The sequence below is a fragment of the Methylotuvimicrobium alcaliphilum 20Z genome, from assembly GCF_000968535.2.
Classification (GTDB): Bacteria; Pseudomonadota; Gammaproteobacteria; order Methylococcales; family Methylomonadaceae; genus Methylotuvimicrobium; species Methylotuvimicrobium alcaliphilum.
This window is the reverse complement of record NC_016112.1, coordinates 4,136,586-4,152,936: the sequence shown is the minus strand read 5'-3', so window position 1 is coordinate 4,152,936 and position 16,351 is coordinate 4,136,586. Positions and strand designations below refer to the sequence as shown.

Genomic DNA, 16,351 nt, shown 5'->3' with positions numbered 1-16,351 from the left:
AATGAAATACGAGTTGTTGGATATCGGCGCTGAAAATGCCGTAATAAAAGTCATTGGGGTCGGCGGTGGCGGCGGAAACGCGGTCAACCATATGGTTGAAAAACAGATCGACGGCGTGCAATTTATTTGTGCCAATACGGATGCTCAAGCATTGAAGAAACTTAATGTCGATACGATCATTCAATTAGGCGCGGAATTAACAAAAGGTTTAGGCGCGGGAACCGACCCCAATGTGGGCCAGCAAGCCGCCGAAGAAAATCGGGATAGGATTCGTGAAGTCATACAAGGTGCCGACATGGTGTTCTTGACAGCCGGCATGGGTGGCGGAACCGGGACTGGCGCGATTCCGATTATTGCCGAGATAGCCAAAGACTTGGGGATTTTAACCGTGGCGGTCGTGACCAAGCCGTTTCACTTTGAAGGCAAAAAGAAAATGGCGGTCGCCGAACAAGGTATTGTCGCATTGGAAAAATATGTCGATTCGTTGATAACGATCCCGAATCAAAAATTACTGCCGGTATTGGGTAACAATATTTCGTTGATGAGCGCCTTCAGTGCCGCCAACAATGTGCTATTAGATGCGGTTCAAGGCATTACTGAATTGATTACCCATCCGGGTATGATCAATGTCGATTTTGCCGATGTTAGAACCGTGATGTCGGGAATGGGAGCCGCAATCATGGGTACCGGTTCCGCATCCGGCGAAAATAGAGCGAGAGAAGCGGCAGAAAAAGCCATTGCCTGTCCATTGTTGGAAGACATCAATCTACAAGGCGCGCGCGGCATCTTAGTTAACATCAGTGCCGCCGATATGATGATTTCCGAATTCGATGAAGTTGGTAATATCGTTCATGAGTTCGGTGCAGAGGATGCCATTATCAAAATCGGTACCGCGATCGACCCAACCCTGGGCGATGAAATCAAGGTGACCGTTGTCGCGACAGGCATGGGTTCTCAACCTGCAGCAGTCGCGGCACCGATCAAACTGGCGGTCAAACAAGCCGCTGTGGATAATGATTATACCAACTTTGAGAAGCCAACTGTGATTCGCCAAAACCGGTCGGAGCCGCGTAACACACGTTTCGGGGCGCAGCCGAAAAAAGACGTCGACATGGACTATTTGGATATTCCTGCATTTTTGAGACGGCAAGCCGATTAATCGGGAGCTGGCGGGCAGTCCGAATGGGTATCTGCACCCTTACTCCCTTTATACTCAAAAGTTAGTTAACTTTATGAAGGTATGGGGTGTGGCTGGCGAGGATGTCGGCAGCAGAGCAGATTTTTGCTCCTGCAAAATCTGCATTCACGCCATCCCTAGCGTTCGATCGCTGCCGCCAAGCCCCATGGATGGGTTTACCCAGCACCTAAACTCCATAGTCCATCGTTCATTGGCTATGGTTAACTATTTGGGATAATTTAGGTGCTGGGCCTTTGCAGGGTACCCCTGTGCCGAATTTTGATTTACGATGGGTATATAAAAGTCTTAAATATGGCCGTGTAGTGTATGCCTAGCTTTATTACTTAGAGCAGTATCAAATTGTGTTAAAATTCGGCGTTTTGCCCCATTTATTTGGCATTACTGATTATGATAAAACAGCGTACGTTAAAAAATACTATTCGGGCGACGGGTGTCGGTCTGCACACCGGCGATAAGGTTTATTTGACTTTGCGCCCGGCAGAGCCGAATACGGGCATTCGGTTTCGCAGAGTGGATTTAGAAGAGCCGGTCACAATCGATGCTACGCCCGAAAATGTCGGCGAAACGACCTTGTCGACCACTCTCGTACAAAATAATATTAAAATATCGACAATAGAGCATCTATTATCGGCATTCGCCGGGCTTGGGATCGACAATGCCATCATAGATCTTAGCGCTCCCGAGGTGCCGATTATGGACGGAAGCGCAGGGCCTTTCGTTTTCTTGTTACAATCCGCCGGCGTTGAAGAGCAAGATAGCCCAAAGCAATATATTCGTATCAAACGTCCGATTCGAGTCGAGGAAGACGATAAATGGGCGGCATTTGAGCCTTTCAACGGTTTCAAAGTAACGTTTACGATCGACTTTGAGCATCCCGCTTTCAAAGATCATTTGAAAACGGCCGTGATGGACTTTTCATCGACCACTTTCGTCAAGGAAGTCAGTCGAGCCAGGACTTTCGGTTTCATGAAAGATATCGATATGCTCAGGCAAAATAATTTGGCTTTGGGCGGCAGTCTCGACAATGCCATCGTGGTCGACGACGACAAAATTCTCAATGAAGATGGTCTGCGTTATGCCGATGAATTCGTTAAGCATAAAATTCTCGATGCGATCGGCGATCTATATTTACTTGGCCACAGTTTAATCGGCGAGTTCATCGGCTATAAATCCGGACACGGATTGAATAACATGCTGTTACGTGCGTTGCTTAAAGATCGTGATGCTTGGGAGATGGTGACCTTTGATGACGAAAACGAAGCACCGATTTCATTTATGCGTTCCGCACAGACATTGGTTACGCCGACATAGTCGATCGTTTTATACGCATCGTAGATCAAAATTCGGTGCCGGGGTGTCCTGCCCGTCAAAGAGGCCCAGCACCTAAATTATCCAAGACAGTTAGGAATATGCACAAAATAACTTCTACAAGTAGTAGGCTTTGCGGAGGTTCGTTCACTCGCTTGGCTGGGTGCCGAAGATTTCGATAATCGCGTTTGCTTGGTCGTCGATATAGAGCGCGGCTTGCCAGTTGCCTTCGTTCTGAATAATCGTTCAAGTTTGTTTGGTGCGGAGCATGTCTATCGAGGAGCCCGAGCCCCCTTTATTGGAGGCTTGGCGGCAGCTCCTTGCTGTCGACATCCTCGCTAGTTATCCCCTCCCCCCTGTCGCGCGGTGAAAATTCTTGCGCAATACCTTGTGCCAAGGCTCTAAGGATTTCGTGAAAAATAACATCCTGGTGCTATGAGCTTTTTAGCGGGTTCGGTAACTCGCTTGACAGGACGCCGTGAATACGTCCGTGTAGGCTTGACGGCGGCTTTCCCTGCCGCCGACACCTATCAATCGAGTTACCGAACCTGCTTACCTTGCGTTAAAAATCGGAAAGGTATTTATGACCGAATCCTAAGTCCGGCTTTGGCAGAAGCGAAAGCTGTAAACGTCGGCTTTGCTCTCAGCGAAGCGGTAGCGCCTGTAAAAAGCAGCTTACCTTTGCCGCGTTCGAGCATGAGAGGGGCGGCTTCCTTGCCGAATAAAATCCACCCAAACAATTTTGCTGTCACAAACGAGAGAATGTTTCGTTTTTGGTTTCCAAAAGTGGGCTACGAATATTGCTGTCGACATTTGTAGGCGGCAATTTCGAGCGGATAGCCTTGTAAGGCTATCGTTTCGAAAAGGTGCTCAATGGCGTATTCAACCGTTGCGCCGGCGACGACTAAGGGCCGGTCCTCCTTGTTGGCGAGTGGTTTTGGCCGCATGTATACCCATCGCAGATCAAAATTCGGCGCCAGGGTGTCCGTCAAAGGACGCCGTGAATGTCGATTTTGCAGGAGCAAAAATCGACCTAACACCCTGACGCCTCCTCAGGTACTGCCGAAATTTGAAGTGCGAAAGGTATGGCAGCTTATCTTCACTTCGGCCTGCAATAAAAACGTGCAAGCCTTTGGATGAAAAACATTTGGCGAGTGTGGCGTCCAATCCTTGCTCCGGGCTTACTCCAATGACTACGGCTGAACATGGCTGCTGCATCGTTATGCGCGTCCCGCCGCAGTCGCTTCGGGAACTTCTATCAATTTACCGTCTTTGACGTCATAGATATAGCCGTAAATCGGAATATCGGACGGTACCAACGGATTGTTTCTGATGCGCATCACGTCCTCCGTCACGCTTTGCGCCTGATCCTTGATGGTCAGCCAATTGATGTATTTGCCGTCGGTGCAGCCGGGGCCTTCGCAACTGTCATGCCAGCCATCGGCATCGACTGAGGCGGTTTTTAGACTGCTAGATAATAAATCGCCCATAATTTCATTCGTGAAAGTTTCCATGCCGCAGTCGGTGTGATGGATCACGAACCATTCGCGGGTGCCCAAGAGTTTGTAGGAAATGACTAGCGAACGGATTGCGTCGTCGCTGGCGCGTCCACCGGCATTACGGATGACGTGAGCGTCGCCCTCGGAGAGGCCTGCGTATTTAGCGGGGTCGAGACGTGCGTCCATGCAGGTCAAGATTGCGAAACGACGTCCCGGCGGCATCGGCAGGTCGCCTTTGTCGAAACTATTGGCGTATTCGCGGTTGGCAAGTAAAACTTCATTCAATACATTGCTCATGTGTTTCTCCTCATTATCGTTGTTTTAATAGTGCTTCGTTATTATCGTCTGCGTATTTAGTATAAATGGGTTGGGTTTCCAAAGGATTAAGCGCAGGCTGATATTTTAAATTGGGACTCGTTTCAAAAGGTTTATCTTATAAAGTCAAGCATTTTGCATGCCATCGAATCGCAAAATTATAAGGTTTGTGAATACAATAGGTTAGAAAGTTTCCTGGGAAATATTGTGAAATTATGGTTCAATTAGTGAAATTAGATTTCACACGAGAGCCGCATGAATGAGACTTCGTTTTCCGATTTAACGCCAACCTTTTTTTTACAGACTTTTGTGTTGGAGTTGATGCATGCTGCCGAGCAGCAAGGCAAAACTCATAGCGAGGAGCTTATCGAATACATCGCTCGAACTGCGGGAAGGTTTTTTGAGGAAACCTATCGAGAAGAGCGCAATATCCAAGATGCTTTGGATCTGGAAAGCTATATTGAGTTAATTGTTGGGTTAAAAAATAAAATCGGCGGTGGATTTTCTCTGGACTCGGCTGATAGTCAATGTATTCGAGTTAAAAATAGTTGCTGTCCTTTTGGAGGGGGGGTGACGCATTTTCCGGAGTTATGTCGAATGACCTCTAGTGTTTTCGGCGGGATTGCAGCCAGAAACTTCGGTTATGCCAAGGTGGAAATCACTAAGAGCATCGCTCGTAAGGACGGTGGCTGCGATGTGTCGGTATATCTGAATGAGGAAGAGGCAAAAGAACGTCCCGGGCTTGAATATGGTCATCGAAATAGTGAGGAGGGTGCAAGTAATATGACGGATTTGCATTCTCGCATTGAAGAGAGCATGCAAAAAATATGGCGGTTGAAATCGCCAAGGCCCACTAAAAAGCAGCCGCCCGTCATAGTGGCAAGATCTCCGGTAATGCAAAAAGTATTGCAGGCGATTGAAAAAGTTGCTCCGACAGTCGCGACGGTCTTGATTCAAGGAGAGACAGGGGTTGGTAAGGAGTTGGTTGCACGTGCTATTCATGCGATGAGTTGGCGTAGCGGTCAAGCTTTCATGGCAATTAATTGCGGTGCGATTCCCGATACTTTAATTGAGAGTGCGTTGTTCGGGCATGAAAAAGGGGCGTTTACCGGGGCGGTGGAGATTCAGCAAGGTGTTTTTGAGCGAGCCGATGGCGGTACGCTGTTTCTGGATGAAGTGGATTCGTTGTCTGCGGCCGCACAAACCCGTCTGCTAAGGGTGGTGCAAGAGGGTGAGTTGGAGCGGGTTGGGGGTAAAAAAACTATTGAGGTCGATGTGCGTTTGATATCTGCGACAAATCAGGATTTGCAAGAGCGTGTCGATCAGGGCTTGTTTCGTAAAGACTTGTTTTATCGTTTGAATGTGGTCAAGTTGTCTATTCCGCCATTGACGCAAAGAGGGGAGGATTTGCCGTATTTGGTTCAGGTTATTTTAAAAAGGTTGGGCGAAAAATATAATAAAACGGTGCTTTCAGTTAGTCGGGACATGATGCAAAAGATTCGCGCTTATCATTGGCCTGGTAATGTCAGAGAGTTGGAGAATGTATTGGAGCGTGCGGTTTTGTTTACAGTCGGTTCCGAAATTACGCAGCTTGATCTGGAATTGCTTTCTTCGGCGGCGGTTGCTGGTAGTTGGCGGGACATCAAGGAAGGCGTTGTCGCGGATGCGGAGCGGAATTTTTTGCAAGCGTCTTTGCGCCAGCATCGCGGTGATGTCAAAAAAGTAGCTGAAGCGATGGATTTGACGCCGAGAGCGGTGTACGGAAAGCTAAAAAAGTACGGCATGGATGCCGGTCAATTTCGCGTTAATCCGGGTTTGGATATCGATCGCTAATAATTTCGCTGAACCGAAAATTCGGCGAGAGCAATTAGGGCGGTCTTGTAGGTCGAGTCGGGTAATATGGCTAGTGCATCGATTGCTTTTTGTGCTTCTTCGTGGGCTCTTTGTTCGGTGTAGGCGATGGCTTGGGTTTTTTGCACGACGTTATAGACTTCTTGGAAGGCATCGCGGTCGCCGGTTTTGATCGCGTCTATGATGATTTGAGTTTCTTCGGATGTGCCGACCTGAATGGCGTGTATTAACGGTAGTGTGGGCTTGCCTTCGGCTAGGTCGTCGCCCAGATTCTTACCGAGCTCTTCTTTGGTGGCTTTATAGTCGAGGGCGTCGTCGATTAATTGAAAAGCGATGCCAAGATGCTGGCCGTATCGTGCGAGGTTGTCTTCAATTTCCGGGCTGCTTTCCGAGATCACTGCGCCGAGTCGTGTGGCGGCGCTGAATAAAATTGCGGTTTTGCGCGATATGACCTCAAGATATTTGGCTTCGGTGGTCTCCGGGTTGTTGCAGTTAAGTAATTGCAATACCTCGCCTTCGGCAATCGCAGTCGTGGTTTTGGATAGGATTTCCATTACGCGCATGTTGTTGGTTCTAACCATCATTTCAAAGGCGCTCGAATACAGATAGTCGCCTACTAAAACGCTGGCAGCATTGCCCCAAACCGCATTGGCGGATTCTTTGCCGCGTCGTAATTCCGATTCGTCCACCACGTCGTCATGCAGTAAAGTTGCGGTATGAATGAATTCAATGACTGCGGCTAAAATGAGATGATGGTTATGAATTGGGCCGAGCGCTTTGGCTGCCAATAATAGCAGCATCGGGCGCAAACGCTTGCCGCCGTTGCCGACAATATAATGACCTACTTGATTAATGAGAATGACATCGGAGCTTAATTCGTCGAGAATGAGCTTGTCGACCGCTTTGGTTTCCTCGGTTGTGAGGTCCTTGATGGTGTTGAAATCCGGATGTTGCTTAGTATTCGGGCTAAGGTTGGTTTGGGATGTCATGAGTCGATGAGTGCTCAAAAAATGTCAATTAAAGTTTGTTTCGGGTGGGCTGCCCGTGAAATCCGATTAATAAAATTATTTTCGGGTGAAAGCTAAGATAACTGACCATGCTATTGAATAAAGTATATTGGTGTCAATAGCTTTCTTGTGTTATTTTATGCGTTGAAATCGAATAGTTCGTTGGATATAAGTTTGACGTAACTTTTTTTTAAAAATATAATTGTCTGTTTACTTTTAACAGATAGTTGCTTGATGGAGCTGACGCGGATGTATGCGGTAATTCAAACAGGTGGAAAACAGTACCGGGTTGAAGAAGGTGCGACCTTAAAAATAGAAAAACTTGAGCTGGGAACAGGCGATAGCGTTGAATTCGATAAGGTGCTGATGGTTCAGTCGGGTGATGCTGTAAAAGTCGGTCAGCCTTATGTCGAAGGCGGCAAGGTTACGGCGACTGTGGTGTCTCAAGGTAGGCACAAAAAAATCAAAATTATTAAATTCAGAAGACGTAAGCACCATATGAAGCAAATGGGGCATCGTCAGTATTTCACAGAAGTCCAGATTACTGGTATTTCTGCTTAAATTTTTTTGGGAGTAGGGTAATGGCTCATAAGAAAGCGGGTGGTAGTACTCGGAACGGTCGCGATTCCAATGCAAAACGCTTGGGTGTTAAAATGTTCGGCGGCCAAGTCGTAAAAGCGGGAAATATTATCGTGCGTCAGCGCGGCACTAAATTTCATGCGGGCGATAATGTTAGCTGCGGTAGAGATCACACTCTATTTGCAACGGCAGAGGGCAAGATCGTTTTTCAGGTCAAAGGGCCTAATAAACGCAAGTTTGTCAGTATTGTTGCTGCATAAGACCTTGCGCCGCATTCGCGGCAAGCAGTGTTTAATGAAAAGCCTCGCCCTTCAAGGTGGGGCTTTTTTGTTTGTGAACGGATGAAGATGCGGCGTGTAAGCGATGAAATTTGTTGATGAGGCGGTGATTCGGGTTGAGGCGGGCGATGGCGGTAATGGCGCTGTCGGTTTTCGCCGTGAAAAATATATTCCGAAAGGTGGGCCGGATGGTGGTGATGGTGGTGATGGTGGTAGTGTCTATTTGGTAGCTACCGAAAACGTCAATACCTTGGTCGATTTTCGTTACCAGTCGGTGCATAGGGCTCAGCGGGGGCAAAACGGTATGGCTCGCAATTGTACCGGTAAGAAAGGAGAGGATTGCTTGGTGCCTGTGCCGCCCGGAACCTTGGTGTGCGAAGCCGAAACCGGTGAGGTTTTGGGCGAGTTGGTCAAGGCGGGTGAGCGGTTACTGGTCGCGCAGGGCGGTTTTCATGGTCTGGGGAATACGCGGTTCAAGAGTAGTATTAATCGTACGCCGATGCAGGCGACGAAAGGGACGCCTGGCGAGCATCGGATGCTCAAGCTGGAATTGACTCTGATTGCCGATGTCGGGCTTTTGGGCTTGCCCAATGCCGGCAAATCCAGTCTGATACGGGCGGTGTCGTCGGCTCGTCCGAAAGTCGCCGATTATCCGTTTACGACCTTGCATCCGAATTTGGGCGTGGTTAGGGTCGATGATTTGCGCAGTTTTGTTATCGCCGATATACCTGGTGTGATCGAGGGGGCGGCCGAAGGTGCCGGATTGGGCTTGCAGTTTTTAAAGCACTTGTCGCGCACCGGGTTATTGCTGCATTTGATCGATGTAATGCCTTATGAGTCGATGGATTCGCCAGTCTCTTCAGCGCGTAAGATCATTCAAGAGGTTAAGTCATGGAGTGATGATTTGGCCGATAAGCCGCGTTGGTTGGTGCTGAATAAAATCGATAGGCTTGAATCCGATTCGGTGGAACAGCATTGTCAGGCTATTGTCGACGAATTGGAATGGCAAGGGCCTGTGTTCAAGGTTTCGGCTTTGCGGGGTGAGGGAACGCGTGAACTGATGTTCGCGATCATGAATTTTTTGGAAGATCGGCGGCGGTGCGACAGTGAGCAGAAGTGATTTTGCTAAAACGAAAAGGGTAGTAGTCAAGATCGGTAGTTCTTTATTGACCGCCGGCGGACGAGGTCTCAATAAGGAGGCAATTGCGGCTTGGGTCGCGCAAATGGCAAGTTTGCGTGCGCGCGGTATCGAAGTGATCTTAGTTTCTTCAGGGGCGGTAGCCGAGGGTATGGCTCGTTTAGGTTTGAAGGTTCGTCCGAAAACATTGCATGAATTGCAGGCTGCGGCTTCGGTGGGGCAAATGGGGTTGGTTCGTGTTTTTGAAAATAATTTTCAGCAACACGGATTGCATGCCGCGCAGGTTTTGTTGACGCATGATGACTTGTCGGATCGGCGGCGCTATTTAAATGCGAGGAGCACGTTGTTGGCGCTGCTCAAATTCGGTGTCGTGCCGGTTATTAATGAGAACGATGCGGTGGCGACCGAAGAAATTCGTTTCGGCGATAACGATACATTGGGTGCTTTGGTGGCGAATCTGATTGAAGCCGAGTTGTTGGTTATTTTGACCGATCAGCAGGGGTTGTTTACTGCAGATCCGAGCATTGATCCGGCTGCGCGTTTGGTTTCGGAAATCAATGTGAATGATGCCAGTCTCGATATTATGGCAGGAGATAGTCGTAGCGGGCTTGGTCGAGGAGGGATGTATACCAAGGTGCGAGCGGCAAGATTGGCTTCGCGTTCCGGCGCCGCCACCGTGATTGCGGCCGGTGTTGCAGAGAATGTGATTGCTGAAATCGTGGCGGGTAAGCCAATTGGTACCTATATGGTGCCGAGTATTGGGCCGTTATTGGCGAGAAAGCGTTGGTTGGCCGGGCAGTTGCAGGTTAAGGGTCGCCTGGAATTGGATGATGGTGCGGTGAAAGTTTTAAGGGATGCTGGCAAAAGCTTGTTGGCGGTGGGGGTAAAAAACGTAATCGGCGGGTTTCAGCGCGGCGAATTGGTTTCTTGCGTGAGTGCGCAAGGGATGGAGGTTGCGCGAGGCTTAATTAATTATAGTGCGGAAGATGTGAGAAAAGTTGTCGGAAGACCGAGTTCGGAATTCGAGTGTATTCTCGGGTATGCGGACGATGAGGAATTAATTCATCGTGACAATATGGTTGTCATGTAGGGGAGGGTAAAAAGCCGAAGGGCACCGCATTCGGCTTTTTTATCGATTAAGCAAGTCCGCGAATTTTAGCGTTTAATCTGCTTTTGCTGCGTGCGGCTTTGTTTTTATGGATCAGTCCTTTGTTGGCTGCGGAATCAATGATGGGAACCGCAGTTTGAAAAGCGGCTTGCGCTTTTTCTTTGTCGCCTGCGTTGACCGCAGCCAGAACTTTTTTGATGAAGGTACGCAGATTGCTGCGTTGTCCAGCGTTACGAATGCGGCTTTTTTCCGCTTGTCGCGCCCGCTTCTTAGCTTGTGCTGTGTTAGCCATAGTATATCGATTCGTAAAGGGTGAGTTAATAAGACCGCATATTATCTTGCGTAGTGCTACTATTGTCAATTTTTAATGATGCGGGATAGATCGGGCAAGCTAATCAGTTGGCTGTCGAATACCTTTTATGTACCCATAGTAGATCAAAATTCGGCACCGGGGTGTTCGTCAAAGGACGCCTTGAACCCGGCGCCTAAATTATCCAAGACAATTAACCATAGCAATGGGCTATGGAATTTAGGTGCTGGGTGAATGCGTCCATGTAGGCAAAGCCTTTGCCGAACACCCCGGTGCCGAAATTTGAAGTGCGAAAGGTGTATTATAATTTGGAATGCAATTTGTCGGTCACAGACGCCGGATAATGTTAGAATTCCCTGTTTTTCTAACAAGATGTGTTCATGCGATTGATTAGAGGATTGGCTCACATTGAGCCTATGCCGAAAGGTTGTGTGCTGACGATAGGCAATTTCGACGGTTTGCACTTAGGTCATCGGGCGGTTATCGACAAATTGGCACGGCAAGGCCGGGGCATGGGGTTACCGTCGGTCGCTTTGATATTCGAACCGCAGCCGTTGGAATATTTTCAAGGCCGAAATGCACCGTCGCGTTTGACCCGGTTACGAGAAAAAATCATTCAATTTTCGGCATCGCCGATTGATCGAGTATTGATACTGCGTTTTAATCGCTATTTCGCAGACTTGGAGGCCGAGGCTTTTATCGAAGATATTTTGTTGAAACGGCTGAATGTCAAATATCTCGTGGTCGGCGACGACTTTCATTTCGGCAAGGCGCGGCGCGGTAATTTTGCTATGCTCAAGGAAAAAGGCCTCGAATTCGGCTTTCAAGTCGAAGATACGCCTTCTTACCAATTAGACGGGCATCGGGTTAGCAGCACGATGATTCGGGATGCCTTGGGCGAGGGCGACTTGGATTATGCGGCCAGTATGCTCGGGCGTTCTTATTCGGTTTGTGGTCGAGTGGCCTATGGCGATAAGATAGGGCGCACGATAGGATTTCCAACCGCGAACATTCAGCTATCGCGAAAAAACACGCCGATCGAGGGCGTGTTCGCGGTTGTCATGACAGGCATCGATGGGCGGGAAATTCCCGGTGTTGCTAATGTCGGAACCCGGCCGACCGTGGGCGGCGGTTCGAAGGTGATTTTGGAAACCCATTTATTCGATTTCAATCGCGATATTTACGGGCACTATGTCGAAGTGCATTTCAAGAAGAAAATAAGAAATGAAATGCGTTTTCCTTCGCTGACCGAACTCAAGGCGCAAATCGTCAACGATGTGGCCGAAGCTAAAAAAATTTTACTGATTTAACTCAAGTTAACGACGATGGATTATAAAACTACACTGAATTTACCTAAAACGGACTTTCCGATGAAAGCCAATCTGGCGCAACGCGAACCGGAGCGGCTGGCGGCTTGGAACGACATCGATCTGTATCGAAAAATCAGGGAAGAGTTTGCCGGCCGCCCTCGCTTCATTCTGCATGACGGACCTCCTTATGCGAACGGTGCGATTCATATCGGTCACGCGGTCAATAAAGTTTTGAAAGATATCATCGTCAAGTCTAAATCATTGAGCGGATTTGATGCGCCTTATGTACCGGGTTGGGATTGTCACGGTCTACCGATCGAGCTGATGGTCGAAAAGAAAGTCGGCAAGGCCGGCGGCAAAGTTTCCGAGGCCCAATTCCGCAATGCCTGCCGCGACTATGCGGCCAAGCAAGTCGAGATGCAAAAAGGCGAATTCATTCGCTTGGGTGTATTGGGCGAATGGGATAACCCGTATTTGACGATGAATTACAAGTTCGAGGCCGATATCGTTCGCGCACTCGGCAAGATCAGCAAAAACGGTCATCTCAGCAAAGGCGCTAAACCTGTGCATTGGTGTACCGATTGCGGTTCGGCGCTGGCCGAGGCCGAAGTCGAATATGAAGACAAACATTCGCCGGCCATCGATGTGCGTTTTCAGGTCGTCGATGAAGCCGCATTTTTGGCGCGCTGTCATCATGTGCCCGAGCACGAAGGCGAAGGCCCAATCTCGGTCGTGATTTGGACGACCACGCCGTGGACCTTGCCGGCCAACCAGGCTGTAGCATTGAACCCGGAATTGGAATATGCGGTCGTGCAATGCGAAAAAGACGGCGCGAAGGAAAGGCTGGTCTTGGCCGAAGCCTTACTGAAAGATGCAATGCTTCGTTATGGCTTTGAAGATTATCATGTGATCGCTTATTGCAAGGGCGACGCTTTGGAAAATCAGTTGTTGCAACATCCGTTCTATGCGCGCCAAGTGCCGGTGATACTCGGCGATCATGTCACGATCGAGGCCGGTACCGGGGCGGTACATACTGCGCCCGGTCATGGTCAGGAAGACTATGTCGTCGGCTTGAAGTACGATTTGCCGGTCGATAACCCGGTCGGCGACAACGGTGTATTCTTGCCGAATACCGAATTGTTTGCCGGCGAGCATGTTTTTACCGCGAACGATCATGTCTTGGCGGTTTTGGCTGAGCAAGGAAAACTGGTGCATCACGAATCGATGCTGCACAGTTATCCGCATTGCTGGCGACATAAGACGCCGATCATCTTCCGCGCGACGCCGCAATGGTTTATCTCGATGGAGAAAAACGGTTTGCGCGACAAGGCGCTTGAGGAGATAGGCAAGGTCCAATGGATACCGGACTGGGGGCAGGCCCGTATCGAAGGCATGGTCGGCGGCCGTCCGGACTGGTGCGTATCGCGTCAGCGTACCTGGGGCGTGCCGATTGCGTTATTCGTGCATAAGGAAAGCGGCGACTTGCATCCGAACACCGAGGCATTGATCGAACAGGTTGCTCTGCGCATCGAACAAAAAGGCATCGACGCCTGGTTCGAATTGGACGCGGCCGAATTACTCGGCGACGATGCCGAGCATTACGAAAAAATGCAAGATACGCTCGATGTCTGGTTCGATTCCGGTGTGACGCATTATGCCGTACTCGATGCCCGGGATAACCTGGATTTTCCGGCAGACTTGTATTTGGAAGGGTCGGATCAACATCGCGGTTGGTTTCAATCGTCCCTCTTGGCATCGGTCGCGATGCGCGGTGTGGCGCCTTACAAGGCGGTATTGACGCACGGCTTCACGGTCGATGCGGACGGCAAGAAGATGTCCAAGTCGAGCGGCAACGTCGTCGCACCGCAAACGATCATGAAAACCTTGGGTGCCGATGTGTTGCGTCTGTGGGTTTCGGCGACCGATTATCGCGCCGAAATGAATGTCTCGGACGAAATTCTGAAAAGAACCTCCGATGTCTACCGACGCTTGCGTAATACCGCGCGTTTCTTGCTGTCCAATTTGGACGGCTTCGATCCGGCCCTGCATACGGTTCCTGCGAACGAACTATTGGCATTGGACCGCTGGGTCGTCGACCGCGCTTATTGTTTGCAGCAAGAGGTCGTTGCCGCATACGAAAGCTATCAATTCCACCAGGTCTACCAAAAAGTGCATAACTTCTGCGCAGTCGACCTCGGCGGTTTTTATCTGGACATCATCAAAGACCGGCAATATACCGCGAAAGAGGACGGTTTGGCGCGCCGCTCCGCGCAAACCGCGATGTATCATGTCGCCGAGGCATTGACGCGTTGGCTATCGCCCATCATCAGCTATACCGCCGACGAAATCTGGCACTATTTGCCGGGGCAGCGCAGTCAATCCGTATTTCTCGAAACTTGGTACCAAGGGCTTTTCGAGTTGGACAAAGATTCTCCGATGGATAGAGATTTCTGGTCAAAGGTAATGGCCGTGCGCGAAGCGGTCAGCAAGGAATTGGAGCGGGTGCGCAAGACCGGTGCGATCGGCGCATCGCTCAATGCCGAGGTCGCTTTGTATGCCGACGAGCGTTACTTCCCGGTCTTGAAACAACTCGAGAACGAATTGCACTTTGTGTTTATTACGTCGGCGGCAACGGTTCAAGAACTGGCATCGAGCCCCGATGATGCCGTTCAATGCGATTTGGAAGGATTAAAGATCGAGGTCTCGGTATCCGAACATGTTAAATGCGTGCGTTGCTGGCATCAACGTTCTGATATCGGTGACGATCCGAATCATCCGGAATTGTGCGGACGCTGCGTCGAGAATATAGTCGGCGACGGCGAAGTCAGGCATTACGCGTAAATAAGGACTGGTCGAATGTTGAAATGGCTTTGGTTATCGTTTGTCGTGCTGGTTCTGGATCAAGTTACCAAGCTTGCGGTAGCGGCAAACATGCAGCTTTATCAATCGATTCAAGTATTGCCGTTTTTCAATCTGACCTATGTGCATAATACCGGTGCGGCATTCAGTTTCTTGAGCGAAGCCGGCGGCTGGCAGCGCTGGTTTTTTGCCGTGCTGGCCTTCGTGATCAGCGTTGTGATAACGGTTTGGTTGGCAAGGCTCAAGCGGCATGAAACCCTGTTGGCGGTTTCGTTGGCATTGGTGCTGGGCGGTGCGGTCGGCAATTTGATCGACCGACTCGCTTACGGTTATGTAATCGACTTTCTCGATGTTTATTATCAGGATTGGCATTGGCCGGCTTTCAACATCGCCGACTCGGCAATTACGATCGGTGTCGCGTTGATGATTGCCGAGTCGTTCGGTTTTGGCAAAAAAGACGAAGCCTCGTGAAAAAGCGGTGGGTACGCAATGCGTACCTTTTGATGAGTATCCTGACCCGGTTCGCTCGAAAGGGTTCTCGAAGCCTACACTACGTTACTCCCTTTATACTCAAAAAATGGCTAACTTTATGAAGGTGTGGGGTGTGGCTAGCGAGGATGTCGGCAGCAGGGATCGCTGCCGTCAAGCCCCCATGGAAGGGTTCACGGCGGTCCTCGATAGACACATCCCATACCTTTTATTCTTAGACGGTTTTTCAATCAAAAGGGAGTAGGAATATGCACAAAATAACTTCTACAAGCATTAAGCATTGTGGCGGTTCGGTGACTCGCTTGACAGGACGCCGTGAACCCAGCACCTAAATTATGCGAGATAGTTATCATAGCCAAAGGGCTATGGAATTTAGGTGCTGGGTGAATACGCCCATGTAGGCTTGACGGCGGAATCTGATTGCCATGGATGGCATGAATGCAGATTTTGCAGGAGCAAAAATCTGCCCTGCCGCCGTCACCTGTCAATCGAGCCACCGAACCCCCTTTCCACATTTGTCGAAGTTATTTCATGCTCGTTCCTTAATAAATCGAGCAGCCTATCCCAATCGAACGACGGGCCCGGGTCGGTCTTGCGGTTAGGTGCAATATCGCTGTGTCCGGTCAGCGTTTGTTTGGACAATTTCGGATAATGCTTAAATAGACACTGGAGCGTTGCCGCGAGTTGTTCATATTGCTCGTCGGTGTAGGGAGATGTTTCGGTCCCTTCGAGCTCGATGCCGATTGAAAAATCATTACAGCGTTCGCGGCCTCGATAGCTTGAAAGGCCCGCATGCCAGGCGCGTTTGTCGAATGGTACGTATTGTACGACTTCGCCGGTCCTTCGGATCAGCAAATGCGCCGAGACTCTTATTTGATGAATGTCTTGAAAATAAGGGTGATCGCCGGGACATAATGTATTGCTAAACAAGCGGTCGATATGCGGCGTGCCGAATTCGCCGGGCGGCAAGCTGATGCAATGAATCACAATTAGCGAAATATCGTTAGGGTCGGGGCGTTCGTCATGATTCGGTGAAGGCCTTTGCGTACAATCATCGAGACAGTGATTCGAGAGTATCATGGGCTTTTTAAAATTATGCGGA

15 protein-coding genes are annotated in these 16,351 nt (G+C 49.5%); 10 read left to right on the top strand and 5 right to left on the bottom strand.

The features are described from left to right. Window position 1: 1 nt before the first annotated feature. Together ftsZ and lpxC are read left to right on the top strand one after the other, a co-directional pair. Window positions 2–1,159: a cell division protein FtsZ gene (gene ftsZ, locus MEALZ_RS17625; RefSeq protein WP_014150008.1), complete on the top strand. Its 1,158-nt coding sequence runs from the start codon at window positions 2–4 to the stop codon at window positions 1,157–1,159. Between the two features lie 426 nt (window positions 1,160–1,585). Further along, complete coding sequence (lpxC, locus tag MEALZ_RS17620; RefSeq protein ID WP_014150007.1) at window positions 1,586–2,509, top strand: UDP-3-O-acyl-N-acetylglucosamine deacetylase; 924 nt, start codon at window positions 1,586–1,588, stop codon at window positions 2,507–2,509. 788 nt (window positions 2,510–3,297) lie between these two features. Here lpxC and MEALZ_RS23075 read toward each other — a convergent pair. Next, entirely contained in the window at window positions 3,298–3,453 is a 156-nt protein-coding gene (locus tag MEALZ_RS23075; protein WP_174888152.1) for a hypothetical protein, read from the bottom strand. 273 nt (window positions 3,454–3,726) lie between these two features. Then, entirely contained in the window at window positions 3,727–4,302 is a 576-nt protein-coding gene (locus MEALZ_RS17605) for a beta-class carbonic anhydrase (protein WP_014150005.1), read from the bottom strand. Window positions 4,303–4,575: 273 nt separating this feature from the next. On the opposite strand from MEALZ_RS17605, the gene MEALZ_RS17600 reads away from it, so the two are divergent. Continuing rightward, window positions 4,576–6,153 (top strand): sigma 54-interacting transcriptional regulator, encoded by a 1,578-nt coding sequence (locus MEALZ_RS17600; protein ID WP_014150004.1) that lies wholly within the window; start codon window positions 4,576–4,578, stop codon window positions 6,151–6,153. Here MEALZ_RS17600 and ispB read toward each other — a convergent pair. Then, on the bottom strand, window positions 6,150–7,160 hold the full coding sequence (gene ispB / locus MEALZ_RS17595; protein WP_014150003.1) for an octaprenyl diphosphate synthase: 1,011 nt from the start codon (window positions 7,158–7,160) through the stop codon (window positions 6,150–6,152). The two genes, MEALZ_RS17600 and ispB, sit on opposite strands and share 4 nt — an antisense overlap. A gap of 267 nt (window positions 7,161–7,427) precedes the next feature. Here ispB and rplU point away from each other — a divergent pair, with 267 nt between their 5' ends. From rplU to proB, 4 genes are all read left to right on the top strand, one after another. Further along, window positions 7,428–7,739, top strand: a complete 312-nt coding sequence (gene rplU, locus MEALZ_RS17590) for a 50S ribosomal protein L21 (RefSeq protein WP_017842030.1) — start codon at window positions 7,428–7,430, stop codon at window positions 7,737–7,739. 20 nt (window positions 7,740–7,759) lie between these two features. Beyond that, complete coding sequence (gene rpmA / locus MEALZ_RS17585; protein ID WP_014150001.1) at window positions 7,760–8,017, top strand: 50S ribosomal protein L27; 258 nt, start codon at window positions 7,760–7,762, stop codon at window positions 8,015–8,017. 103 nt (window positions 8,018–8,120) lie between these two features. Beyond that, window positions 8,121–9,155 (top strand): Obg family GTPase CgtA, encoded by a 1,035-nt coding sequence (gene cgtA, locus MEALZ_RS17580; protein ID WP_014150000.1) that lies wholly within the window; start codon window positions 8,121–8,123, stop codon window positions 9,153–9,155. Further along, window positions 9,142–10,263, top strand: coding sequence for a glutamate 5-kinase (gene proB / locus MEALZ_RS17575; protein WP_014149999.1), 1,122 nt, complete (start codon window positions 9,142–9,144; stop codon window positions 10,261–10,263). The genes cgtA and proB overlap by 14 nt, the downstream gene beginning before the upstream one ends. A gap of 46 nt (window positions 10,264–10,309) precedes the next feature. On the opposite strand, the gene rpsT is transcribed toward proB, so the two are convergent. Further along, window positions 10,310–10,573 carry a 30S ribosomal protein S20 gene (gene rpsT / locus MEALZ_RS17570; protein WP_014149998.1) on the bottom strand — a complete coding sequence of 88 codons (264 nt, stop codon included), beginning with the start codon at window positions 10,571–10,573 and terminating at the stop codon, window positions 10,310–10,312. Between the two features lie 398 nt (window positions 10,574–10,971). Between rpsT and ribF the strand changes: the two genes are divergently transcribed. Genes ribF through lspA form a run of 3 tightly spaced genes read left to right on the top strand, consistent with a single transcriptional unit; the run spans window position 10,972 to window position 15,231 of the window. Further along, on the top strand, window positions 10,972–11,901 hold the full coding sequence (gene ribF, locus MEALZ_RS17565; protein WP_014149997.1) for a bifunctional riboflavin kinase/FAD synthetase: 930 nt from the start codon (window positions 10,972–10,974) through the stop codon (window positions 11,899–11,901). A gap of 15 nt (window positions 11,902–11,916) precedes the next feature. Further along, on the top strand, window positions 11,917–14,742 hold the full coding sequence (gene ileS, locus MEALZ_RS17560) for an isoleucine--tRNA ligase (RefSeq protein ID WP_014149996.1): 2,826 nt from the start codon (window positions 11,917–11,919) through the stop codon (window positions 14,740–14,742). 15 nt (window positions 14,743–14,757) lie between these two features. Continuing rightward, the gene (lspA, locus tag MEALZ_RS17555) at window positions 14,758–15,231 is read left to right on the top strand and encodes a signal peptidase II (protein WP_014149995.1); all 474 of its coding nucleotides are present in this window, start codon (window positions 14,758–14,760) and stop codon (window positions 15,229–15,231) included. Between the two features lie 495 nt (window positions 15,232–15,726). On the opposite strand, the gene ampD is transcribed toward lspA, so the two are convergent. Further along, window positions 15,727–16,329: a 1,6-anhydro-N-acetylmuramyl-L-alanine amidase AmpD gene (gene ampD / locus MEALZ_RS17550; RefSeq protein WP_014149994.1), complete on the bottom strand. Its 603-nt coding sequence runs from the start codon at window positions 16,327–16,329 to the stop codon at window positions 15,727–15,729. Window positions 16,330–16,351 lie beyond the last annotated feature (22 nt).

Excerpts from the sequence above, each read along its gene's own strand:
- ftsZ (WP_014150008.1), top strand. The coding sequence starts at position 2 with ATGAAATACGAGTTGTTGGATATCGGCGCTGAAAATGCCGTAATAAAA.
- lpxC (WP_014150007.1), top strand. The coding sequence starts at position 1,586 with ATGATAAAACAGCGTACGTTAAAAAATACTATTCGGGCGACGGGTGTC.
- MEALZ_RS23075 (WP_174888152.1), bottom strand. The coding sequence starts at position 3,453 with ATGCGGCCAAAACCACTCGCCAACAAGGAGGACCGGCCCTTAGTCGTC.
- MEALZ_RS17605 (WP_014150005.1), bottom strand. The coding sequence starts at position 4,302 with ATGAGCAATGTATTGAATGAAGTTTTACTTGCCAACCGCGAATACGCC.
- MEALZ_RS17600 (WP_014150004.1), top strand. The coding sequence starts at position 4,576 with ATGAATGAGACTTCGTTTTCCGATTTAACGCCAACCTTTTTTTTACAG.
- ispB (WP_014150003.1), bottom strand. The coding sequence starts at position 7,160 with ATGACATCCCAAACCAACCTTAGCCCGAATACTAAGCAACATCCGGAT.
- rplU (WP_017842030.1), top strand. The coding sequence starts at position 7,428 with ATGTATGCGGTAATTCAAACAGGTGGAAAACAGTACCGGGTTGAAGAA.
- rpmA (WP_014150001.1), top strand. The coding sequence starts at position 7,760 with ATGGCTCATAAGAAAGCGGGTGGTAGTACTCGGAACGGTCGCGATTCC.
- cgtA (WP_014150000.1), top strand. The coding sequence starts at position 8,121 with ATGAAATTTGTTGATGAGGCGGTGATTCGGGTTGAGGCGGGCGATGGC.
- rpsT (WP_014149998.1), bottom strand. The coding sequence starts at position 10,573 with ATGGCTAACACAGCACAAGCTAAGAAGCGGGCGCGACAAGCGGAAAAA.
- ribF (WP_014149997.1), top strand. The coding sequence starts at position 10,972 with ATGCGATTGATTAGAGGATTGGCTCACATTGAGCCTATGCCGAAAGGT.
- ileS (WP_014149996.1), top strand. The coding sequence starts at position 11,917 with ATGGATTATAAAACTACACTGAATTTACCTAAAACGGACTTTCCGATG.
- lspA (WP_014149995.1), top strand. The coding sequence starts at position 14,758 with ATGTTGAAATGGCTTTGGTTATCGTTTGTCGTGCTGGTTCTGGATCAA.
- ampD (WP_014149994.1), bottom strand. The coding sequence starts at position 16,329 with ATGATACTCTCGAATCACTGTCTCGATGATTGTACGCAAAGGCCTTCA.